16 protein-coding genes are annotated in these 23,309 nt (G+C 71.9%); 5 read left to right on the top strand and 11 right to left on the bottom strand.

Annotated features, from left to right (window positions below; genetic code table 11):
- Positions 1-19: 19 nt before the first annotated feature.
- On the bottom strand, positions 20-1,384 hold the full coding sequence (locus ACFVYL_RS27600; RefSeq protein WP_389720415.1) for an FAD-dependent oxidoreductase: 1,365 nt from the start codon (positions 1,382-1,384) through the stop codon (positions 20-22).
- A 295-nt stretch (positions 1,385-1,679) separates the two neighbouring features.
- Here ACFVYL_RS27600 and ACFVYL_RS27595 point away from each other — a divergent pair, with 295 nt between their 5' ends.
- The 3 genes from ACFVYL_RS27595 to ACFVYL_RS27585 all read left to right on the top strand — a co-directional run bounded on the left by ACFVYL_RS27595 (position 1,680) and on the right by ACFVYL_RS27585 (position 5,737).
- Positions 1,680-3,140: a hypothetical protein gene (locus ACFVYL_RS27595; protein ID WP_389720413.1), complete on the top strand. Its 1,461-nt coding sequence runs from the start codon at positions 1,680-1,682 to the stop codon at positions 3,138-3,140.
- 99 nt (positions 3,141-3,239) lie between these two features.
- Positions 3,240-4,496, top strand: a complete 1,257-nt coding sequence (locus tag ACFVYL_RS27590; RefSeq protein WP_389720411.1) for an AAA family ATPase — start codon at positions 3,240-3,242, stop codon at positions 4,494-4,496.
- Entirely contained in the window at positions 4,493-5,737 is a 1,245-nt protein-coding gene (locus tag ACFVYL_RS27585; RefSeq protein WP_389720408.1) for a VWA-like domain-containing protein, read from the top strand. The genes ACFVYL_RS27590 and ACFVYL_RS27585 overlap by 4 nt, the downstream gene beginning before the upstream one ends.
- 136 nt (positions 5,738-5,873) lie before the next feature.
- Here the strand turns inward: ACFVYL_RS27585 and katG are convergent, their stop codons facing one another.
- On the bottom strand, positions 5,874-8,099 hold the full coding sequence (gene katG, locus ACFVYL_RS27580; RefSeq protein WP_389720405.1) for a catalase/peroxidase HPI: 2,226 nt from the start codon (positions 8,097-8,099) through the stop codon (positions 5,874-5,876).
- Positions 8,100-8,424: 325 nt separating this feature from the next.
- Between katG and ACFVYL_RS27575 the strand changes: the two genes are divergently transcribed.
- Positions 8,425-8,841: a Fur family transcriptional regulator gene (locus tag ACFVYL_RS27575; RefSeq protein ID WP_389720402.1), complete on the top strand. Its 417-nt coding sequence runs from the start codon at positions 8,425-8,427 to the stop codon at positions 8,839-8,841.
- A gap of 45 nt (positions 8,842-8,886) precedes the next feature.
- Here ACFVYL_RS27575 and ACFVYL_RS27570 read toward each other — a convergent pair whose 3' ends face one another.
- Genes ACFVYL_RS27570 through ACFVYL_RS27555 form a run of 4 tightly spaced genes read right to left on the bottom strand, consistent with a single transcriptional unit; the run spans position 8,887 to position 14,849 of the window.
- Positions 8,887-10,233, bottom strand: a complete 1,347-nt coding sequence (locus tag ACFVYL_RS27570; protein WP_389720399.1) for a sulfate adenylyltransferase subunit 1 — start codon at positions 10,231-10,233, stop codon at positions 8,887-8,889.
- 2 nt (positions 10,234-10,235) lie between these two features.
- Positions 10,236-11,144: a sulfate adenylyltransferase subunit CysD gene (gene cysD, locus ACFVYL_RS27565; protein ID WP_389720396.1), complete on the bottom strand. Its 909-nt coding sequence runs from the start codon at positions 11,142-11,144 to the stop codon at positions 10,236-10,238.
- Positions 11,145-11,170: 26 nt separating this feature from the next.
- Positions 11,171-11,716, bottom strand: a complete 546-nt coding sequence (cysC, locus tag ACFVYL_RS27560; RefSeq protein ID WP_389720393.1) for an adenylyl-sulfate kinase — start codon at positions 11,714-11,716, stop codon at positions 11,171-11,173.
- Positions 11,717-11,720: 4 nt separating this feature from the next.
- Complete coding sequence (locus tag ACFVYL_RS27555; RefSeq protein ID WP_389720391.1) at positions 11,721-14,849, bottom strand: amino acid adenylation domain-containing protein; 3,129 nt, start codon at positions 14,847-14,849, stop codon at positions 11,721-11,723.
- A 347-nt stretch (positions 14,850-15,196) separates the two neighbouring features.
- Between ACFVYL_RS27555 and ACFVYL_RS27550 the strand changes: the two genes are divergently transcribed.
- On the top strand, positions 15,197-16,360 hold the full coding sequence (locus ACFVYL_RS27550) for an argininosuccinate synthase domain-containing protein (protein WP_389720389.1): 1,164 nt from the start codon (positions 15,197-15,199) through the stop codon (positions 16,358-16,360).
- A 94-nt stretch (positions 16,361-16,454) separates the two neighbouring features.
- Here the strand turns inward: ACFVYL_RS27550 and ACFVYL_RS27545 are convergent, their stop codons facing one another.
- The 5 genes from ACFVYL_RS27545 to ACFVYL_RS27525 are packed head-to-tail and all read right to left on the bottom strand — an operon-like array spanning position 16,455 to position 23,308.
- Positions 16,455-17,438: an aldo/keto reductase gene (locus ACFVYL_RS27545; RefSeq protein WP_389720386.1), complete on the bottom strand. Its 984-nt coding sequence runs from the start codon at positions 17,436-17,438 to the stop codon at positions 16,455-16,457.
- 47 nt (positions 17,439-17,485) lie between these two features.
- Positions 17,486-19,096 (bottom strand): condensation domain-containing protein, encoded by a 1,611-nt coding sequence (locus ACFVYL_RS27540; RefSeq protein WP_389720383.1) that lies wholly within the window; start codon positions 19,094-19,096, stop codon positions 17,486-17,488.
- Entirely contained in the window at positions 19,093-22,245 is a 3,153-nt protein-coding gene (locus ACFVYL_RS27535; RefSeq protein ID WP_389720381.1) for an amino acid adenylation domain-containing protein, read from the bottom strand. Before ACFVYL_RS27535 ends, ACFVYL_RS27540 begins: the two co-directional genes overlap by 4 nt.
- On the bottom strand, positions 22,242-23,051 hold the full coding sequence (locus ACFVYL_RS27530; protein ID WP_389720379.1) for a thioesterase II family protein: 810 nt from the start codon (positions 23,049-23,051) through the stop codon (positions 22,242-22,244). Before ACFVYL_RS27530 ends, ACFVYL_RS27535 begins: the two co-directional genes overlap by 4 nt.
- Positions 23,048-23,308 (bottom strand): MbtH family protein, encoded by a 261-nt coding sequence (locus ACFVYL_RS27525; RefSeq protein WP_389720376.1) that lies wholly within the window; start codon positions 23,306-23,308, stop codon positions 23,048-23,050. The genes ACFVYL_RS27530 and ACFVYL_RS27525 overlap by 4 nt, the downstream gene beginning before the upstream one ends.
- Position 23,309: the final 1 nt, after the last annotated feature.

Raw genomic sequence — 23,309 nt, 5'->3', positions numbered from 1 at the left:
TCCGCCCGGGGTCGCAGACTTACGCCTCGCTCGCCCTGAGCATGTCCTCGCGCTCGACGATCTTCACGCGCTCGCGGCCCTGCGGCTCGCCCAGCGACTTCTCCGCGGCGTCGAGGCGGTACCAGCCCTCCCACGTGGTGAAGCGGACGTTGCGCTCGCCGAGGAACGCGTCGACGGCCTCGGGCTCGGGCGAGGCCGGGGTGTGCAGGCGGCCGTTCGCGCGGTCGTCGAGCAGGCTCGCGACCGTCTCGTTGGCGTCGCCCTTGGTGTGGCCGATGAGGCCGACGGGGCCGCGCCGGATCCACCCGGTGACGTACGTCGACTGCAGGTGCTCGCCGCTCTCCTCGATCACACGGCCCGCCCGGTCGGGGACCGTGCCGGACGCGACGTCCCAGGGCAGCTTGGGCAGTTCGTCGGAGAGGTAGCCCACCGCGCGGTAGACCGCTCCGAGGTCCCAGTCCTTGAACTCGCCGGTGCCCTTGACGTTGCCGGTGCCGTCCAGGGCGGTGCGCTCGGTGCGCAGGCCGACGACCCGGCCGTCCTCGCCGAGGATCTCGACCGGCGACTCGAAGAAGTGCAGGAACAGCTTGTGGGGCCGGTCACCGACGTCGCGGATGGCCCAGTTCTCCAGGGTCTTGGCGACCATGTCGGCCTGCTTGTTGCCGCGCCGGGTCGCGATCGAACCGTCGTCGTAGTCGATGTCCTCGGGGTCGACGATGACCTCGATGTTCGGCGAGTGGTCCAGCTCGCGCAGCTCCATCGGGCTGAACTTGGCCTGCGCGGGGCCACGGCGCCCGAAGACGTGGACCTCCAGCGCCTTGTTGGCCTTGAGGCCCTCGTGGACGTTGGCCGGGATCTCGGTCGGCAGCAGCTCCTCCGCGGTCTTGGCGAGGATGCGCGCCACGTCGAGCGCGACGTTGCCGACACCGAGGACGGCGACCTTCTCCGCCTCCAGCGGCCAGGTCCGCGGCACGTCCGGGTGCCCGTCGTACCAGGACACGAAGTCCGCGGCGCCGTACGAGCCGTCGAGGTCGATGCCCGGTATGCCGAGCTCGCGGTCGGCCGTCGCGCCCGTGGAGAAGATCACCGCGTCGTAGAAGGCGCGCAGGTCGTCCAGGCTGATGTCGCGCGGGTAGTCGACGTTGCCGAAGAGGCGGATCTGAGGCTTGTCGAGCACCTGGTGCAGGGCGGTGATGATGCCCTTGATCCGCGGGTGGTCCGGGGCGACGCCGTAACGGATCAGGCCGAAGGGTGCCGGCATCCGCTCGAAGAGGTCGATCGACACGCCCGGCTCGACCGCCTCTGCGGACTTGAGCAGCGCGTCGGCGGCGTAGATCCCGGCGGGGCCGGCTCCGACAATGGCTACCCGCAGAGGGCGAGACATGTTCAGGTTCCCTTCGAGCGGTGAATGGAGTGACTCGAGGGAAAGCCTAAACTAAGGCAAGCCTTAGTAAGTAGGCGGGTCATCCTTATGACCCCATAAGGCTGCCTTATGAGTGTAAGCATGCCCGGAGAGCACCCCGAGGGTGCCCCGGGCATCCACCGGAGGGCGCCCGACGGTGACACAAGGCAGGTGACACAAGGCAGCTGACAGATCGCGGCCCGAGCGTTACGATCGTCTCGATGATCACTCATTCTGACAGCAGATTGGGGGCCCCGTCCGCGCAAGGTGAGTGCTGATGCTCACTCAGATCGCGAACGAGGATTCCCACCTCCCCCTCAGGCCTTCGTGGCCGCCCCTCGGGTCTTCATGGCCGCCCCTCGGGCCTCCGTCACCCTCCGGGTCCTTCTGGCCGCGCGTGCGAGAGTTCGCTGTGCCGCCCTCCATGATCGAGACGGCGACCGCACGCCGTCATGTCGGCGACTGGGCGGGCGCATGCGCCGCCGCGCACGTCGACGTCGACTTCGGCCTGCGCACGGTGGCCCGTTCCCACGGCCGGGCCGTCGCCACCCGACTCCGGTCCGACCTCCGCCATCTGGCACCCGACCTGCTGCGCTGGCACATGCCCAGGATCGCCCCCGACGGGCTGCTCCGGCCGGGCCTGACCATCGCGCTGGCCCGGTACGAGACCGTGGATCACGATGGGGGGCGCCGTCGCCCACGCCCCCTGCATCTCGTCGTCCGCACCCCGCCCGCCTGGGCGGACGCCGGACAACGGATCAGCCTCGCGGTGTGGGACGGCTCCCCTGCCGATCCCGGCACCGCAGGCCACCCGCATCCGCACCCCCACCGGCGCTTCCGTCTCGACCTGCATCGCCACCTGTGGGATGTGCGCAGGGCGCAGGAGCTGCGGGTCCGGTCCGGGGCCGATCAGCCGGCCCCCGACGACCACCCCCTGCCGCACCGCCTCCCCTGTGCGGTCGGCCGTTGGGCCCCCGAGGCGGACCTCCTCCTGCGCGCCGACGGCCGGCCGCGTGGACCCGTCCTGGTGCGGCTCGGCTCCGGGCGGCGGATGGTCCTGGAGCCCGGCGGGGATCGCGACGGCGCCGGAGCGCCCCGCGTCCGGATCGCGGAAGCACCGGCCGGAGTCGACGTGTCCACCCTGCCGGTGCTCCCCGACGCGGCGACCTGGGTACCGCCCGACCTGCACCTGCTCCGCACCGGTGCCATCGAGCCCGACCGGCTGCACCCGCTGGTCGCGTCGGCACTGGTGCCGGGGTTCTCCCCCGCCCAGAAGCCGTCGGCCACAGCTCGGACCGGGCAGCCGCGCCTCATCGAGTGCCGGGGCGCGCAGCACCGCATCGCCCTGGTCGACGGGGGGTTGATCCCGCTGGACCACGACCCGGTCGAGATCCACAGGGAGGAACTGCTGGTCGCGCTGACCGGCACTCCGCTCCCCTGCCTGCGGGCCATCGACGAGGCGCACCGCCGCCCGGACTGCCTCACCGGCGTCCGGGAACGCCTCGACCACGGTGACATCGACGGCGCCCTGGCCGTCGTCGAGAACCTCATCGGCCCCGAGGCGCTGCTGCGCGACGGCCCGCTGCGGGACGAACTGGAGACGGCCGCGCACCGGCGCGTCACCTACGGCCTCTACCGGGCGGGCCTGATCGACCCCGCCACCAGCCCGGCCCTCGGCCCCGACCACGCGGACCGGCGAGGACGACGGCCGCACCGGCATCGCACGACCCTCCGCTGACCTCGGAGACGTTTTCGGCGACCCAGGAACCGGCCTCCCGGCCCCGCGTCCTGCCGCCCACCCCTCACCCACCCATCACAGACCGAAAGGTGATCACTCATGCCCGTACACACCCCCTCCCCCGCCACCGCCACGCCCACCGACCAGGAGATGCCCGCCCAACTCGACGTAGCAGGCGCCCTGTTGGAGCTCCTGCGCGATTCGACCACCGAGCCGCGCCCGGACGACCAGCTGGAGGCCCTGACCCTCGCGGTGGCCGCCGACCTGCCCGTACTCCTGTGGGGTGAACCGGGCATCGGGAAGACCGCGGCCCTCACCCAGCTCGCCACCGCCCTCGACCTGCCCCTGACCACGGTCATCGCCAGCGTGCACGAACCGTCCGACTTCTCCGGCCTGCCCGTCGTCGGGGACGACCCCGCGGAGCACGGCGTGCCGATGGCGCCGCCGGACTGGGCCGTACGCCTGGTGCGGGCCGGCCGCGGGCTGCTGTTCCTGGACGAGCTGTCCACCGCGCCTCCCGCCGTCCAGGCCGCGCTGCTCCGGCTGGTCCTCGAACGGCGTATCGGCGCCCTGCAACTCCCGCCCGGTGTACGGATCGTGGCCGCCGCCAACCCGCGCTCGTCGGCGGCCGACGGCTGGGAGCTGAGCCCACCGCTCGCCAACCGCTTCGTCCATCTGCGGTGGACCCACGACCACGACGTGGTCGTACGCGGTCTCGGCGGCACCTGGCCCCGGGCGACGCTCCCCCGGCTCGACCCGCGGAAACTGCCCGAGGCCGTGGAGTTTGCCCGTCGCGGTGTCTGCGGGCTGCTCGCGGCCCGGCCGAAACTCGTCCATCAGCTGCCCGGCAGCGAAGCGCGGCGCGGCGGGGCCTGGCCCTCACCCCGGAGCTGGGAGATGGCCCTGCATCTGACCGCCTTCGCGACCGCCGCGGGCTCCTCACGCGACGTGCTCTCCCTGCTCGTCAGGGGAACCGTGGGAGACGGACCGGGGCTGGAACTCCTGGCCGGTCTCGACCGGATGGACCTGCCCGGCCCCGAGGAACTCCTCGCCGACCCGGCCGCCGCCGACCTGCCCGAGCGCGGCGATCTGCGCCAGGCCGTGCTCGACGCCGTGGTGGAAGCGGTCCGCAACCGCCCGGACAAGGCCCGCTGGGACGCGGCATGGACGCTGCTGGTCCGGGCCGTGGAGACCGGCGCTCCGGACCTCGTCGTCGTACCCGCGACCACGCTGGCCACGCTGCGGCGCGCGGACTGGGACGTCCCCGCCTCGATCGAACGCCTTGCGGGCACGGTGTCCCTGTCCCGGCGGGCCGACCGCGCGGCGGCCCGCGCCGCCGCCAGGTCCGGCCGATGACGGCCCCGGACGCGGCGCGGGCACTGGACTTCGACAAGCTCTTCGCCGCCCGCCTGCATGCGGCCCGCGCCCGGCCCTACCTGGCCACGGCGCTGTTCGCACTGCACACCGTGGCGTCACGGCAGGTGCCGACGATGGCCGTCGACCGGCACTGGCGCTGCTATGTCTCGCCGGTCTTTGTGGACCGGACGCCTGTGGAGGAGCTCGCCGGGGTGTGGGTGCACGAGGTCTCCCACCTGCTGCGCGACCACCACGGCCGCAGCGACCGCGTCGCGCGGGAGCGCGGGCTCACCGGACCCGCGGAGCGCTTGCGGATGAACATCGCCGCGGACTGCGAGATCAACGACGACGCGTTCGGTGACGGCCTCGTCCAGCCCGAAGGGGCCGTCCTGCCCGAGACGTTGGGGCTCACCGACGGCGAGCTGATGGAGGACTACCTGCGCCAGTTCCGGCTCGGACCGCGCACCCAGAGCATGGCCTGGCTGGACTGCGGCAGCGGCGCCGACGGACGCCCGCGCGAGTGGGACCGGGGGCCGGAGGGCGCACACGGGCTCAGCGAACAGGAGCGGGACGCGGTCCGGTTCCGGGTGGCGCAGGGCATCACCGCCCGGCCGGGCAGCGCGCCCAGGGGGTGGCGGCGGTGGGCGGCGGAGGCGTTCCATCCGCCGCAGCCGTGGCGGGAGTTGCTGGGGTCGGCGGTCCGCTCGGCGGCCTCGGGTGCCGGTGCGGGCGAGGACTACACGTACGGCAGGCCGGGGCGCCGTTCGGCCGGGTTGCCCGGCGTCGTGCTGCCAAGCCTGCGGCGCAGGCCGCCCCGGGTCTGCGTCGTGATCGACACGTCCGGTTCGGTCAGCGACGCCGAACTGGGCAGCGCGCTCCTCGAAGTGGCGGCCGTCTCCCGGGCCGTGGGCGGCCGTCGCGACCTGGTCACCGTGCTGCCGTGCGACGCGGCGGCCCCGGTGGTCCACTCCCTGTGCCGTAGCGCGGGGGTTCCGCTGGTGGGCGGGGGAGGCACGGATCTGCGTGCGGGCTTCAGCAGGGCGCTGCGGACGCGGCCCCGGCCCGATGTCATCGTGGCCCTGACCGACGGCCAGACGCCGTGGCCGAGCACGCAGCCGCCGTGCCGGACCGTGGTGGGTCTGTTCCCGCGCTGGCGCGGTGGCGGGCGGGCGGACGAGGACGATCCCGACTACACGCCGGACCTGCCGCCCGCCTGGGCCCGGGTGGTGGACATCGGGTAGCCGCCCGTCCGCCGTACGTCCGGGCCGGCCCGGGTGGGCACCGGCCTTGACGTACGGACGGAGCGGACGGCGGCGAACCGGAACAGGCGGCCCGGATCAGCCGGACGGGAACCGGATCGGGCGACGTCGAACCGGATCAGGCGACGTCGAACCGGTCGAGGTCCATGACCTTGGCCCACGCCGCGACGAAGTCGGTCACGAACTTCTCCTTCGCGTCGTCACTCGCGTACACCTCGGCGAGCGCGCGCAGTTCGGAGTTCGAACCGAAGACCAGGTCGGCGCGGCTGCCGGTCCACTTGACCTCGCCCGCGGCGTCGCGGCCCTCGAAGGTGTCCTGGGCCTCGGACGTCGACTTCCACGTCGTGCCCAGGTCGAGCAGGTTCACGAAGAAGTCGTTGGTCAGCGTGCCGGGGCTCGTGGTGAGGACGCCGAGCTTCGAGCCCTGGTGGTTGGCGCCCAGGACCCGCAGGCCGCCCACGAGCACGGTCATCTCCGGGGCGCTCAGGGTCAGCAGGTTCGCCTTGTCGAGCAGCAGGTACTCGGCGGGCAGCCGGTTGCCCTTGCCGACGTAGTTGCGGAAACCGTCCGCCGCGGGCTCGATCGCCGCGAACGACTCCACGTCGGTCTGCTCCTGCGACGCGTCGACGCGGCCCGGCGTGAAGGGCACCTCGACGGCGAAGCCCGCGTCCTTGGCGGCCTGCTCGACGGCCGCGCCGCCGCCGAGCACGATCAGGTCCGCGAGCGAGACCTGCTTGCCGTCGGTGCGGGCCGAGTTGAAGGACTCCTGGATGGTCTCCAGGGTGCTCAGGACGGTCGCCAGCTGGTCGGGGTTGTTGACCTCCCAGCCGCGCTGCGGCTCCAGGCGGATGCGCGCGCCGTTGGCACCGCCGCGCTTGTCGCTGCCGCGGAAGGACGAGGCCGCGGCCCACGCGGTGGACACCAGCTGGGACACCGACAGGTCCGAGTCGAGGATCTGCGCCTTGAGAGCGGCGGTCTCCTCGGCGCCGATGCCTTCGTACGTCGCCTCGGGCAGCGGGTCCTGCCACAGCTGCGTCTCGCTCGGGACCTCCGGGCCGAGGTAGCGCACGACCGGGCCCATGTCACGGTGGGTCAGCTTGAACCAGGCCCGGGCGAAGGCGTCCGCGAACGCCTGCGGGTCGTCCTTGAAGCGGCGCGAGATCGGCTCGTAGACCGGGTCGAGGCGCAGCGAGAGGTCGGTCGTCAGCATCGTCGGGGCGTGGGTCTTCGACGCGTCGAACGCGTCGGGCACGGTGCCCGCTCCCGCGCCGTCCTTCGGCCGCCACTGGAAGGCGCCCGCGGGGCTCTTGAACAGCTCCCACTCGTAGCCGAAGAGGATCTCGAAGAAGCTGTTGTCCCACGCGGTGGGGGTGTCGGTCCAGATGCCCTCGAGACCGCTGGTGATCGCGTCGGCGCCGACGCCGGTGCCGTGCGTGCTCCGCCAGCCCAGTCCCATCTGCTCCATCGGGGCGGCCTCGGGGTCGTCGCCGACCGCGTCGGCCGGGCCCGCGCCGTGGGTCTTGCCGAAGGTGTGACCGCCCGCGATCAGGGCGACCGTCTCCTCGTCGTTCATCGCCATCCGGCGGAAGGTCTCACGGATGTCGCGGGCCGCGGCGATCGGGTCCGGAGTGCCGTTCGGGCCCTCGGGGTTGACGTAGATCAGACCCATCTGGACAGCGCCGAGAGGGTTCTCCAGCTCACGGTCGCCGGTGTAGCGCTCGTCGCCGAGCCAGGTGGTCTCCGGACCCCAGTAGACGTCCTCGTCGGGCTCCCACACGTCGGCGCGGCCGCCGCCGAAGCCGAAGGTCTCGAAGCCCATCTGCTCCAGGGCGACGTTGCCGGTGAGGACCAGGAGGTCGGCCCACGAGAGGGACTGCCCGTACTTCTTCTTGACCGGCCACAGCAGCCGGCGGGCCTTGTCGAGGCTGGCGTTGTCCGGCCAGCTGTTGAGCGGGGCGAAGCGCTGCTGGCCGGCGCCGGCGCCGCCGCGGCCGTCGCTGATCCGGTAGGTGCCCGCGCTGTGCCAGGCCATGCGGATCATGAACGGGCCGTAGTTGCCGAAGTCGGCGGGCCACCAGTCCTGCGAGGTCGTGAGGACCTCGGCGATGTCCCGCTTCACGGCCGGGAGGTCCAGGGACTCGAACGCCTTGGCGTAGTCGAACTCCTCGCCGAGCGGGTTGGCCACGGCGGGGTTCTTGGCGAGGATCTTCAGGTTGAGCCGTTCCGGCCACCACTGCCGGTTCCCGCCGCCCTGCGTCGGGTGTGCCGCGCGCGCGACCGGGCAACCGCTCCCTGTCTCCTCCGGCTTGGGGTCGGTGACGATCGCGTCGTGGTTCTCAGTCATGGGAATCCTTCCGGAGGGGGCGGATCACGGTGCTCAAGAGCTGAGGGTGGTGGAACAGTCGGGGGCACAGGTCCGACCGACCGCGCGCGGGCGTGCGGTCTGCGAGCCGCGGATCCGGATGCCGGGCCGGGAGGACCCGTCTCCTGAAGTCACGTGTAGTTCCCTGCTGTTGCCCTGACCCTTGGCTGTCAGCCGGAACCGATCCTACGATGGACCAAATCCAAGTCAATATGCCAGACAAGTCAATACGGCAGACAAGTCAATACGACGGACAGGCGCACGCGTATCCAATCGTCGGGACTATGCACAGTGAGGGCTGGTGGTCATGAGTGACCTGCTGCATCGACTTCGTGGCCGCGGCTGGCGGATGACCGCCCAGCGTCGCGTCGTCGCCGAGGTGCTCGCCGGTGAACACGTCCACCTGACCGCCGACGAGGTGCTCGTCCAGGCCACGCTCCGGCTGCCGGAGATCTCGCGCGCCACCGTCTACAACACCCTCGGCGAACTGGTCGCGCTCGGCGAAGTCGCCGAAGTGGCCACGGACGGCCGTGCCAAACGCTACGACCCGAACGCCCACCACCCCCACCAGCACTTGGTGTGCTCGGGCTGCGGCGCCATCCGCGACGTCCACCCCGAGGGCGACCCGCTCACCGACCTGCCGCCCTCCGAGCGGTACGGCTTCACCGTCTCCGCGGCCGAGGTGACCTTCCGGGGCCGGTGCCCCGACTGCGCCGGCGCCTGACCCTTCGCCGGGACCCGGCCTTCGGTTACGCGGTGCGCATCCCGGCTACGCGGTGCGCATCCCGGCGGCGAGAGTGGTGCCGTCGGCGGGGTCGATCAGGAGGAAGGATCCGGTGCGCCGGGAGTCGGCGTAGGAGTCCAGGGCGATCGGTTCGGCGGTGCGGACCCTGACCCGGCCGATGTCGTTGGCGACGAGCCGGCCGGGGGCGGGGTACTGGGAGAGATCCTCCAGGGTCAGCCGCGACGGGATCTCCTTGACGATGGCCTTGACGGTGCGGGTGGTGTGCTTGAGCAGGACCCGCTGGCCGACCGTGAGGGGCGTGTCGGCGACGTGGCAGACCGTGGCCTCGACGTCCTGGCCGAGGGCGGGGATGCCGTCGGAGGGCACCAGGAGGTCGCCGCGGGAGACGTCGATGTCGTCTTCGAGAAGGATGGTGACCGACTGGGGTGACCACGCGACGTCGACGGGGGTGCCGAGCAGGTCGATGCCCTTGACGGTGGAGGTGCGTCCGGAGGGCAGGACGGTGACGGACTCGCCGACGCGGAAGGTGCCGACGGCGATCTGGCCCGCGTAGCCGCGGTAGTCGGGGTGTTCGGCGGTCTGCGGGCGGATGACGTACTGCACGGGGAAGCGGGCCTGGCAGCCGTCCGGGTCGTGACCGACCGGAACGGTCTCCAGGTGCTCCAGGACCGTCGGGCCGCAGTACCAGTCCATGTGCGCGGACGGGTCGACCACGTTGTCGCCCGCGAGGGCGGAGACGGGGATGGCGGTGACCTCCGGTATGCCGAGCTCGGCGGCGTACGCGGTGAACTCCTCGGCGATCTTCGCGAAGACGGGCTCGGCGTAGTCGACGAGGTCCATCTTGTTCACGGCGAGGACCACGTGCGGGACGCGCAGCAGGGCGGCGACGGCGGCGTGGCGGCGGGTCTGCTCGACCACTCCGTTGCGGGCGTCGACCAGGATGACGGTCAGTTCGGCGGTGGAGGCGCCGGTGACCATGTTGCGCGTGTACTGCACGTGCCCGGGGGTGTCGGCGAGGATGAACCGGCGCCGGGCGGTGGCGAAGTAGCGGTAGGCCACGTCGATGGTGATGCCCTGTTCCCGCTCGGCACGCAGGCCGTCGGTCAGGAGGGCCAGGTCGGTTTCGGCGGCGCCGCGGCTGCGCGAGGCCCGCTCGACGGCCTCCAGCTGATCGGAAAGGATCGACTTGGAGTCGTGAAGGAGGCGCCCCACCAAGGTCGACTTGCCGTCGTCGACCGAACCGGCCGTGGCGAGGCGGAGTGTTCCGGCCGCGGAAGCGGCGCCGTCGTCCGTGCGGGTGCTGGCGTCGGTCCCGGTGCTTGTTCCGGGGCCGGTGCTAGTGCTTGTACCGGTGCTGGTGCTGGTGGTCATGTTTAGAAGTACCCCTCGCGCTTGCGGTCTTCCATCGCGGCCTCGGACAGCTTGTCGTCGGCGCGGGTCGCGCCTCGTTCGGTCAGCCGGGACGCGGCGATCTCGGCGATGACCTGCTCCAGGCCCGTCGCATCGGAGTCGACGGCGCCGGTGCAGGACATGTCACCGACGGTCCGGTAGCGCACCAGCCGTGTCTCGACCGGCTCGTCGGCGCGCGGCCCGCCCCACTCCCCGGCGGTCAGCCACATCCCCGCCCGCCGGAACACCTCTCGCTCGTGCGCGAAGTAGATCTGCGGCAGCTCGATGTCCTCGCGGGCGATGTACTGCCAGACATCCAGCTCGGTCCAGTTGGAGAGCGGGAAGACACGCACGTGCTCGCCGGGGGCGTGGCGGCCGTTGTAGAGCTGCCACAGCTCGGGGCGCTGGCGGCGCGGGTCCCACTGCGAGAACTCGTCGCGCAGCGAGAACACCCGCTCCTTGGCGCGCGCCTTCTCCTCGTCCCGGCGCCCGCCGCCGAAGACCGCGTCGAACCGCTCGCTCTGGATCTTCTCCGTGAGCGGCACGGTCTGCAGCGGATTACGGGTCCCGTCGGGCCGCTCGCGCAACGTGCCCGCGTCGATGTACTCCTGCACCGAGGCCACATGCAGCCGCAGCCCGTGCCGCTCCACGACCCGGTCGCGGTAGTCGATCGCCTCGGGGAAGTTGTGCCCGGTGTCGACATGCAGCAGCGAGAAGGGGACCGCCGCCGGGGCGAACGCCTTCAGCGCCAGGTGCAGCATGACGATCGAGTCCTTGCCACCGGAGAAGAGGATCACCGGGTTCTCGAACTCCCCCGCCACCTCACGGAAGATGTGCACCGCCTCGGACTCCAGGGCGTCCAAGTGGCTCAGCACGTACGGGCTTTCGGTCATGTGTGGCAGCGAAGACACGCTGATCGTCATGCCAGACCCCTTTCGACGAGCAGCGCGTACAGCGCGGCTGCGGACTCCTGCTCGGTCTGCCGCTGCGACTCGATCCGCAGATCCGGCGACTCGGGCTCCTCGTAGGGGTCGTCGACCCCGGTCAGACCGGCGATCTCCCCCGCGGCCTGCTTGGCGTACAGGCCCTTCACATCGCGTTCGGAACAGACCTCCACCGGAGTGGCGACATGCACCTCCAGATATACGGTGCCCTCGCGCCGGTGCCGTTCGCGCACCGCGTCCCGGCTGTCCGCGTAGGGCGCGATCACCGGTACGAGTACCTTCACGCCGTGGGAGGCGAGCAGTTCGGCGACGAACCCGATCCGCTGCACGTTGGTGTGCCGGTCCTCGCGGCTGAAGCCGAGGCCCGCCGAGAGGAACTCGCGGATCTCGTCCCCGTCGAGCACCTCGACGCGGTGGTCCTCACCTCGCAGGCGCCCGGCCAGCGCGTGGGCGATCGTGGTCTTCCCGGCGCTCGGCAGACCCGTCAGCCATACGGTCCCGCCACCATCGGTAGTGGGCATGGGGCTACCAGCCGATCGACTGGTAGAAGGCGGCGTACCGCCGGAACACGTCGTGCCCGACGGGCGGCCACGACAGACCGGCCTCGGCCGCCAGCCGCTCGGCCCGCTCCCTGCCCACCGCCGCCGGGTCCTGCCGGAAGAGTCCCGCGAGGCTCTCCTTCACCCGCAGTCCCCCGTCGCCGTCGCCGGAGCCCGTGTCGTCGTCCTCGGGCGGCGGCAGCAGCGCGAGGATCCGTACGAGGTCGCTGTTGTCCGGCGACGCGGCGGACTGCCGCCGCACCTCTTCCCAGAACACCGGGTACGGAACTTCGGTGAGGCGGAAGACCTCCTGGAACACGGCCATCAGCGCGTCGAAGCCCACGGCGTGGGGCTGTACCTCGTGCAGCCACCCGCGCTCGCCCCGGCAGGCGGCGGCGACCACCAGCGCGCTGACGTGGTCCACCGGCGTGTAGTCGGTGACGATGGGGCTGGAGAACCACATCCCCGTCTGCAGACAGGCCTTGACGAGCAGGTCGTGCAGTCCCCAGCGGCTGGGGACACCGGTGACGGAGTGCGGGGTGACTTCGCCGAAGCGGTGGACGGTGACGGGCAGTCCTCGCTCGGCGGCCTCGGCGAGCAGCCGTTCGGCGACCCACTTCGACTGGCTGTATCCGTCGGCGGGCACCGCGTCGGCCGACACGGGGCCCTCGGGGATGACCCCGGCGCCGTCCTCCCCGGTGGGAAACACTCCCAGGGTCGAGACGAAGTGCAGCTGCTTGGCGCGGTGGGTGGTGGCGAGGCGGAGGATCTCCACGGTGCCGTGGACGTTGGCGCCCCGGTGGGCGTGGTAGCCGCGGGCGAGGTTGACCATCGCGCCGTTGTGGACGACCGTGTCGACGCGCTCGGCCAGGGTGGTGAACTCCGCATCGCCGAGTCCGAGTCGGGGCAGGCGCAGGTCTCCCGGCACTCCCTCGATCCGGTCCGCGTGGGTCTCGTCCCAGAGGCGGTACTCCCGCAGGTTCGCGACGACCCGCTGCCGGGCGGTCGCCGCGTCGTCCGCCCGTACCAGGCAGTGCACGACCGCCTCCGTATTCACCAGCAGGTCGTGCAGCAGCTGACCGCCGATGAAGCCGGTGGCGCCGGTCAGCAGCACGTCGCACGGGGACGCGGGCGCGGTGACGACGGACGGCGGGACGATGTCCTCGGGCAACGCCGCGTCGGCGTTGAGGAGTTCCCTGAGCTCGCGGGCCGCGGCCTCGTCGGCGGCGCCGTCCGGCGCCGGCCGGGGGGCGTCGTGTCCGGTCAGGAGGGCGACCTGCCGGGCCACGGTCGGGCGCTCGTACACGTCCCGAACCGACACGCGGGTGCCGAACCGCTCGCTCAGGGCCACGGCGAGGCGCTGAGCACCGAGCGAGTCACCGCCCAGCTCGAAGAAGTCGGCGCCCGGGTCGACCTGTCCGACGGGCAGGAAGCCCAGCCAGGTGGCGCGGACCACGACCTCGACGGACTCCGGGGCGTGCTCCGCCCCTGCCGTGCCGCCGGGGACGGTCGGCTCCGGCAGGTCGGTCCGGTCCGGTCCCGGGCCGGACTGGGCAAGCTGTTTGAGCGCCTTGCGGTCGGCCTTGCCGTTGGGGGTGAGCGGCATGGCGTCCAGGACGACGAAGCGGCGCGGTGTCAGCGCGGGCGGCAGGCTCGCGGCGGCGTGCTCCCTGAGCAGGGCGGTGCCGAGTTCGGCGGAGCGCACGGTCACGAAGGCGACGAGCGCCCGGCTGTCGCCCTCCTCGTGCACGATCACCTTGGCTTCCCGCACCTGCGGGTGGCTCAGCAGCCCCGCCTCGACCTCCGACAGCTCGATGCGCACGCCGCCGATCTTGACCTGGTGGTCGAGGCGCCCGACGAACTGCAGGAGCCCGTCCGGCCGCCGGTAGCCGAGGTCACCCGTGCGGTACAGCCGGTCGCCCGGGATCTCCGGGAAGGGGTTGGGCACGAACACGGCCGCGGTCTTGCGGGGGTCCTTCACGTACCCGAGGCCGAGGCACTCGCCGCCGATCCAGATCTCGCCGGTCTCCCCGTTCTCCACGAGCTCCGCGCGGTCGTTCACGATCACCGCGTAGGTGTTGTCGATGGGGCGGCCGATAGGCATGGGATCGCGGTCGGCGTCGCTCACGGTGTGGAAGACGCTGCCGATCGACGCCTCGGTCGGGCCGTAGGTGTTGATGATGTCCACGTCCGGGAGATAGGACCGGAAGGTGCGGACGGCGTCCGCGGTCATCTCCTCGCCGCCGATGAGCAGTCGGCGCAGGGAGCCGAGGCGGTGGATCAGGCCGGGTTCCGTGGTGAGCAGCTCCACCAGCGTGTTGAAGATCGAGGGCACGAAGTCGGTGGTGGTGACGGCGTGCCGGTGGATGACGTCCACCGTCGCCTCGAGGTCGAGGATGCCCGAGCGCTCGGGTATCACGACCTGGCTACCTGTGGTGAGGGGCCACAGCAACTGCCAGAGGGACGAGTCGAATTGGTGCCTGCTGTTCTGCAGCACGACCTCGTCCACGCGGCTGCTGAGCCGGCGGCTCATGTAGGCGAAGCGGTTGAGCAGACCCCGGTGCACGTTGAGCGTGCACTTGGGCAGGCCGGTGGAACCGGAGGTGTAGAAGCCGTAGACGATGTCGTTCAAGGTGGCCGGGGGCACGGGCGGCGGCGCGACGTCGCGCGCCGGTTCCGCGGGCCGCACCGGCAGGACGGGGACGGCGAGCGGGGGCCGGCGACCGCCCCCGGAGGTCAGCACCACCTTGGCGTCGAGGGTCTCGATCATCCGGACGAGGCGGTCCGCGGGGCCCGAGTCGTCGACCGGGACGAACGGCGCAGCGAGCTTCATCGCCGCGATCATCGCGAGGGGCAGCTCCGCTCCCCCGTCGACGACGAGCGGAACGAAGTCGCCGCGGCCGACGCCGAGTTCGGCGAGCTGCCGGGCGAGGGCGTTGGCCCGCTCGTCGAGGTCCCGGTAGGAGAGCGTCAGCGAACCGTGGGTGACGGCGGGCGCCTGCGGCGTCGCGGCCGCCCTGGCCTCGAACAGCTGCAGGACGGTGCGGTCTCCCGGATCGTCGGCGGATGGCTCCGCGACGTCACTGCGTGACCCGACTCGATACCGCTCGGACATACCGGACGCCCCCTTGACGGGCCGCTTCGTGGGCGGCCTACTGTGCCCCGACTGTTCGGACTTGTTCGGACTGAACCGGAAGTTCCGAACCGGGAAAACGAATCGTGATTCCCCTAATATTCCGGAACAAGGTAAGGCCGCCGCCAGCAGCAGCGATACCGCTGCGTGATTACCACGTCCGTAAGCATCGCAATTACAGTCGTGGCTCCGTTGGCGACCTGCCCGTCGCAGGTGGAGTGAGCGTTGACGCGGTGAGAACGGGGATACTAATGTCACGGCTCGGTCCGTCATGAAATTCGGTATCCACTATGTCGACGCACGGTCCCGGGGGTAATACGCAGATGGATTTGAAACAACTCAAGGGCCTGCGCGTGGGCCTGTTCACCTCGGGCGGGCTTTCCAGCACCGCCGTCGCCGCGTGGCTGGCGGAAAATGATGTCGACGTGACCTGCTACGTCGCCGACATCGGCCAGCAGGCGCCGCTGCCCGCAGGGGAACTCGCCGCACGCCTCTCCCAGTACGGCCTGAAGTCCAAGGCCGTCGACCTCCGCGCCGAGATGGCCGGCACCGCGCTCGACCTCGTGACGTACCAGGCGACCTACGAGGGCGGTTACTGGAACACCACCGGCGCCTCGCGTGCGGTCCTGGTCGGCGGGCTCGGCCCGGTCCTGCGCGCCGACGGGTGCGACGTGCTCGCCCACGGCTGCGTGGGCGGCGGCAACGACCAGTCCAGGTTCGCCCGTTACGCGGCACGCTTCACGCCCGACCTCACGGTGTTCACGCCGTGGACCAGGGCGTGGATGCTGGAGCGGTTCCCGACCCGCACGGACATGAGCACCTACCTGTCCGGCCTGGGCTACGCCAAGGAGCTCACGGACTGGGTGGCGTACTCGGTCGACGGCGGGCTCGCCGGCTTCTCGCACGAGAGCGACGCGCTGGAGTCCCTGACCACCGCGCCCGCGTCGGTGGAGCCGCTGATGACGGTGTGGCCGCAGGACGCGGCCGCCGAGCCCGAGACGTTCACCGTCCGCTTCGAGGGCGGACGTCCCGTCGCGGTGGACGGCACCGCGGTCACCCCGCTCGAAGCGATGGAGCGGGCCAACGCCCTCGGCGCCCGGCACGGGATATCGCTGCGCACCGTGGTCGAGAACCGGGTGAACGGGACCAAGTGCCGTGGCGTGTACGAGGCGCCGGGGCTCGACGTCCTCGGCCCCTGCCTCGACGCGCTGTACCAGGCGTGCCTCGACAAGCCCTCGGCGGCGCTGCTGCGCCAGCTGTCCGCCACGCTCGGCACCGCCGTGTACGAGGGGCGCTTCCACGACGCGTCCGGACGGGCGGCGGCGGGCGGCGCCGACCTCCTCGCGGCCGGCGTGAGCGGGACCGTGGAGGCGACGCTGTACCGGGGGAACGTCCAGGTCCAGCGGTTGCTCGACCTCGCGGACGCGCCCGGGACGGCGCGCCAGACCCGCTTCACGCACGGCGGCCACCACTGGATCACGCAGGCGGGCTAGCACCTCACCGGCCGGACCGCCCGAAAAGCCGGGGGCGGGGAGTTCACCTCCCCGCCCCCGGCTTTCTTCGGCTGCCCCTACCGGGGCCGGGCCGTCACTGGGACCAGGCCGTCGGCGTACGGTCCCAGCGGTGGCGGCGCAGCTCGGCGTACAGCTCCGCCGACAGCGGCTCCGCTCCGCTCACCCCGAGGTTCGCCGCGACGTGGCGGACGCTGCGCATGCCCGGGATCACGGTGCTCACTGCCGGGTGCTGCAGGATGAACCGCAGCGCAAGCTCGGGCATCGTCATGTCCGCGGGCACGACCTTCTTGAGCTCGTCCGCGTGGTCGACGCTGGCGTGCAGGTTCTCCGGCACGAAGTACGAGCTGCGCCAGTCGTCCTCGGGCCAGGTCGTCTCGTGCGTGAGGGTGCCGGTCAGGGTGCCCTCGTCGAAGGGGACCCGGGCGATGACGGCGATGTCCCGCTCCTGGCAGGCGGCGAACAGCTCGTCCTCCGGCGCTTGGTCGAAGATGTTGTAGATCACCTGAACCGAGTCGACGAGCCCGGTGTCGAGCGTCTTCAGGACGTTGGTCGGCTCCCAGCGGTTGACGCTGATGCCCACGCCCTTGACGGCTCCCTCGTCCTTCAGCCGGCGGATGGGGTCCTGCCAGCTCCGGTCGTCGGCCCAGCTGTCCTCCCACACATGGAACTGCAGCAGGTCGATCGATTCCGTGCCGAGCCCCTGAAGGCTCTTGCGGGTGTATTCGATGATGTGGTCCTCGGGAAATACATCGGCGAGCCTGGAGTCCCGCGTCGACGGCCACTTACGGTCCTTCGGCGGGATCTTCGTGGCGATGTAGAGCCGTTCTTCCGGGTGCTGCTCAAGCAGTTTTCCGAGCAATTCCTCACTGTGGCCGCGCCCGTAAATCCACGCGGTGTCGAAGAAGTTGCAGCCGCCCCGAATGCTCTCCTCCAGAGCCTCCTGGCCCGTGGCGTCGTCGGCGCCTGACCAGCCGCCTTCACCTCCGGCTATTCCCCACATCCCATAGCCGACTTCGCTGACCTGCCACCCGAGCCTGCCGAAGCGTCGGTACTCCACGATTCAACCTCGTTTCCGCTTGTCACTGATTCACTGCCGCATTGATGTCAGTCCGCCTTGCGCACGATGGCGGACAGGGCCCGCACCATCGACTCCCCGATCCTCGGCGCGAGGGTCCCCGACGCCTGTGCGGGGTCCACCCGGATGCTCAGCTCGTAGGTCTTCCGCTGCGGGAGCCGGTTCACCTCGACGAGCACCGGGAAGTTCGTGCGGTCGGCGAAGCTCCACCGGTCGGTGCTGATGCGGCGCAGCGAGTCGACCTTGTCGAAGACGTGGAAGTCCGTGTAATTGAACATCGCCTCGAAGGGGGCGTGCCCCAGGTCCTTCTGGATCCGGGCCAACGGGTAACCGCGGTGGGCGAGATGCTCGCGCTCCGCCTCGAACGCGGCCTGGACCAGCTCCGTCCAGTTGCCGTGCTCCAGACGTACGCGCACTGGCAGCACGTTGAGGAACACACCGAGCACCAGGTCCGCCCCCTCCGACTCGGGGCGGCCGTTCCCGCACAGCCCGGTCACCACGTCCTCGGCTCCGCAGAGCTCGCCCATCGCCCAGAGGTGCGCGGCCAGGAAGACGCTCTTGGCCGGTACTCCCAGAGCCGCCGAGAACTCCTGTACCCGCGCGGCGAGTTCGTCGGGCAGCTCCCGCACCAGCTCGGCGGCTCCGGGCTCGTCCGCACCGGAGGCCACCGGAAGGGACAGCGGCTCCATGCCCTTGAGGAGCTCGCCCCAGTACGTGCGCGACGCGGCGTTCCGGATGGCGCTCTGCTCGGCCGCCACGAAGTCGCGGTAGCGGACCTGCGGCATCGGTTCGAGTCCCGGGCCGTCGTACCCGAGCCGCCGCTCGTACTCGACCAGGATCTCGGTCGCGAGGCGGGCGAAGCTCCAGCCGTCGAGGAGGATGTGATGCACCGACAGGGAGAGGTGGAAGGAGTCCTGGGAGAGGACACCCACGTGGATGCGGAGCAGCGGGGCCTTCGTCTCGTCGAAGGCGGTCGCGGATTCCCGCTCCCACCAGTCGTCCAGGGCCCTCTGCTGCTCCTCGTCGGTGAGTCCGCTCAGGTCCTGCGTCTCCAGGGGGACCGTGGCCGTGCCGTGGACCAGCTGCAGGGGCTCGCGGAACTCGGCGAGTTCGAAGGAGGTGCGGAGCATCTCGTGCCGGTCGACGAGCGCCGCCACGGCGTCCCGCAGCGCCCCCTCGTCCCACGGGCCGCTCACGCGCACCCGGGTCAGGTCGTGGTAGAGCGCCGGGTCGTCGCTGAGTTCGCAGTGGTACAGGATGCCCAGCTGGAGCGAGGAGAGCGGGTAGGCGGCCGCCACGCCCGCGGGCACGAGTGCCGGGTCGAGGTCGGCGAGCGTCGTCGTGAGCGTGGCACCCGTCGAGGGCTGCTCGGCCACGGGATCGTCGCCGAGCCCCGCGGCCTCGCGGGCGAGTTCACCGAGCGTGGGATGGAGGAACACCTCTTCCACGCTGATGTCGAGGCCCGCCGAGCGCGCCTGCGCCACCAGCCGGATCGCCGTGATCGAGTCCCCGCCGAGGGAGAAGAAGTTGTCGTCCGCCGCGATGGAGTCACGCCCCAGCACCTGCGACCACACCTCGCGCAGCCGCTCGAACCCCGGCCCCGCTCCCGCCGGCGTCCCCAGCACACCTGTGTCCGTCATGTCCTCGCCCCTCCCCTTGCGCCGCACAGGACCGCATCCGGCCGTGCGACTGCCTCTGAAATCACCGCTGTCCAGCGGTCGAGCAGGTCCTCCACCGTGCCGCGCGCGAAGAGGTCGGTGCTGTACTCGACGGTGGCCACTATCTCCCCGGCCACTTCCTCGATCTCCAGTGTGAGATCGAACTTCGCGCTGCCGTTGTGCAGCGGTACCGGCGTCGCCCGCAGTCCCGCGAGGCGGGCCTCGGGGCGGCGCGGCCCCTGGTAGGCGAGGGCCGCCTGGACGAGCGGCGGCACGGACAGCACCCGTTCGGTGACGAGTTCCTGCACCAGCCGGTCGAAGGGGACGTACTCGTGCTCGATGGCGTCGAGCACCTGCCCGTGTGCCAGGCGCAGCGCGTCGCGGAAGGAGCGGGTGCCCCGGAAGTCGAGCCGCAGGACGACCGTGTTCACGAAGAACCCGAGGACGTCCTCGAAGTCCGGCCCCGGCCGGCCCGCCGCGGGCGAGCCGATCAACAGGTCGTCCTGCCCGCAGAGTTCACGCAGCGCGGCGCCGAGCGCGGTCAGGACCACGCAGTACGGGGTGGTTCCTTCCTCGCGGGCGAGCCGGGTGACCGCGGCGAGGAGGCCGTCCGGAGTGTTCCGCGAGAGGCGGTGGCCGCGGTAGCTCATGGCCTTGGGCCGTGGGTGGTCGGCCGGGAGTTCCAGCACCGTGGGCGCTCCGCGCAGCCGTTCCACCACGTGTGCGACGAGGGCGTCCGCCGAGGCGGAGCCGTCCAGGTCGTGCTGCGTGCGGATGAAGTCGCGGTATCCGGTGGAGGGTTCCCGCCACGGCGACGTCCCGCCGGCCAGCCGCGCCGCGTAGGCCGCTGCGAGGTCCCGGTCGAGCACGTCGCTGCTCACCCCGTCCGAGACGATGTGGTGGGTGACCACGACGAGCAGGTGGTCGTCGGGTGCCACCCGGATGAGCGCGGCGCGCAGCAGCGGGGCGCTCGCCAGGTCGAACGGCTGCCGCGCGAGCTGCTCGGCCCGTACGAGCGGGGCGGCCGCGCCCTGGTCGCCCGCGCTCAGGTCGATGACCGGCAAAGGCACCGTCACGTCCCGCGCTATCTGGGCCGTCAGGCGGCCGTCCCGGAAGTGGAAGGAGGTCCGCAGCCGCTCGTGGCGCTCGACGACGTCCCCCAGGGCGAGCCGGAGGGCGGCGACGTCGAGGTCGCCGTGCAGCCGCAGCGCGCTCGGCACGTTGTACGCGGTGCCGGCCGCCTGCCTGAACTGCCCGAGGATCCACAGGCGTTGCTCGCCGGGCGAGACCGCGTCCGCAGGGGCGGTTTCCCGCGCCGGGGGCGGTACGGGGGCGCCGCCGCGGACCAGGACGGCGAGGTCCTTGACCGTGCCGGCCGCCAGGAACTCGCGTGCGGTCACCCGCGTTCCGTACTCCTGCGCCATCCGGCCAAGCACCCGTGCCATGTGCAGGGAGTCGCCGCCGAGCCCGATGAACTCGTCGGTCCGCCCCACGCGGCGCACGCCGAGCACCTCGCTCCACAGTGCCGCGAGGCGTTCCTCGTCCGGCCCCACCGGGCGGACGTAGGGGGTGTGGCGCTCCTCAGGTGCGGGCGCGGGCAGGGCTTTGCGGTCCAGCTTTCCCTGGGCGGTGACCGGCAGGGCGGGCAGTGCGACATACGCCGAGGGGATCGCGTAGTCGGGCAGGGACCGGGCGGCGAGTGCGCGCAGCCGCTGCGGATCGGCGTCCCCGACGATGTAGGCGACGAGTTGGGTGTGCCCGGACTCCGCGGTCATGGCCACCACGGCGCACTCCCGTACCAGGGCGTCCTGCGCGAGTGCCGCTTCGGCCTCGGCCGGCTCGACGCGGTGGCCGCGGATCTTCACCTGGTGGTCGTCGCGGCCCAGGAACTCGATCGCGCCGTCCGCGTCCCGGCGCGCCAGGTCGCCGGTGCGGTACAGGCGGCCGCCGGGGCTCCCGGCGAACGGGTCCGGCACGAAACGCCGGGCGGTGAGGTCGGCCCTGCCCTGATAGCCACGCGCCACCGCACGTCCGCCGATGTACAGCTCACCGGTCTCACCGGGAGCGCAGGGCACCATCGCGTGGTCGAGGACGTACGCCTCGACGCCGTCGAGTGCCGTGCCGATGGGCAGCGTACTGCCGCCGGGGAGCGGGGCACGGTCCGGATAGACCGCGGCGGTGGCCGTGATCGTGGTCTCGGTGAGCCCGTAGGCGTTGATCACGGGTACGGCGCTGTGCCTGCGCCAGGCGGCAAGGGTGCGGGTGTGCGTGGTGTCGCTGCCGACGACGAGGAGCCGCAGGCTCTGCGGCAGGGGGCGCGGTGTCCGGTCGAGGTCGGCGCACCACTGTGCCCAGTACGGCGTCGGGAGGTTGGCGACCGTCACCTGGTGCGTACGGAGGAAGTCCTCCATCGCGGCGGGCGGCAGCGCGGTGTCGTCCAGGACGACGAGGGTGCCGCCCGCGGCCAGAGTCGGGTAGACCTCCTCGCCGAGTACGTCGAACCCGGGGTTGGTGAACTGGAGCACGCGGTCCGTCCGGGACAGCCCGAAGAGCGCGCGGATGGCCTGCGCGTGGTTCGCGAGGGAGCGGTGCTCGACGGCCACGGGCTTGGGGAGGCCGGTGGAGCCGGAGGTGTGGATGAGGTAGGCGAGGCGTCGCGGGTCGTCGCGTACGGCGCCGCCCGCACCCGCGCCCGCGCCGTTCTCCGGCGCGGCGCACACGTCAAGCACGGGCAGGTCCCCGGCGACGGCCGCGGCGCAGGCGTCCGGCACGCGCCGCCCGTCGGTGAGCAGCAGCCGTGCCCCCGCGGACCGCAGCAGATACCGCGTGCGGTCCGCGGGGAGTCCGGGATCGAGCGGCAGATAGGCGGCCCCTGCCTTGGCGGCGGCGAGCAGCGCCGTGACGAGCTCAGGGCCGCGCGGCATCCGGACGGCGACCACCGGCTCTGCGGCGGGACCCTCGTCCACCGTGCCGGCGCACCGCGCGCGCAGGTGCCGCGCCAGCGCGTCGGCGCGCTCGTCCAGTTGCCGGTAACTCACCGAGACCGCGCCGTGGACCACGGCCACGGCGTCCGGCGCGGCGGCGGCCTGAGCCTCGAAGAGCTGGTGGACCAGCGGTTCCGCGTACGTCACTGGGTGTGCTCGCTCCATCGTCCGTCCGGCCGCCGCGTTCCGTCGGCCGCGCACTGCCCGACCAGGTCGCGTACGCGGCCGAAGACCTGCTGCGCCTGCTCGGCGTGCAGATAGAAGTGATCGCCGGGGAAGGAGAGCTGCTGGAACTCTCCGGTGGTGTATTCCTGCCAGCCCCGGATGTCCGCGGCCGTGGCGGAGGCGTCGTCGACGCCCGACATGACGGTGACGGGAGCGCCGATCCGCGTCCGGGCGCGCGGCCGGTAGCTCTCGCCGATCGCCAGGTCCGCGCGCATCACCGGCAGGATCAGGGGCAGCAGTTCCGGGTCGGCGAGCACTTCCTCCTTGCTGCCGCCCAGGGCGCGCATCGCGGCGACCAGCGTCTCGTCGGGGACGTCGGAGCGCATCGCGGTGGTGCGGGAGGGCACGGAGGGGGCCGGAGCCCCGGACACGACGAGGTGGGCGGGCCGGATGCCGTAGGTCCGCTCCAGCTCCACCGCCACCTCGAACGCCACCAGGGCGCCCATGCTGTGGCCGAAGAGGACCAGCGGAAGGTCCGTGAACGCCTGGAGGCGGGCGGCTATGTCGTGCGCCAGGGGCTCGCACCGGGTGTGTGCCGGTTCCGTGAACCGCCCGGCGCGGCCCGGGTACTGCACCGCGCGCAGCTCCAGGTCCGGGCCCGCCCACGTCGACCACTGGCGGTAAGCACTGGCCGCTCCCCCGGCGTGCGGGAAGGCGATCAGCCGGGCCCGGGCCTGCGGCAGCCGCTCGCCCGAGAGCCACCGGTCCACCGTGGTGTCCGTGGTCATCGGGGCAGCGCCGACGAGGGCGCGGAGGTGCCGGCCGCCATGTCCTGGCGCAGGCTCAGCGGCCGCAGGTCGGTCCACACCTCGGCGATGTGCTCCAGGCACCGCGCCTCCGGCCCGCTGACCCCCATGTCGCGCCAGCCCGCGGGCACTTCGCGGCCCAGCGGCCAGATGGAGAACTGCTCCTCGTCGTTGGCGACCACGCGGTACTGGAGCTCGCTCTCCTGCTCCGCGGCCTCGGGCTGTTCGGATGCGGCCATG

This window comes from Streptomyces sp. NPDC058308, assembly GCF_042880275.1.
GTDB lineage: Bacteria > Actinomycetota > Actinomycetes > Streptomycetales > Streptomycetaceae > Streptomyces.
This window is presented reverse-complemented; position numbering and strand designations above follow the sequence as displayed.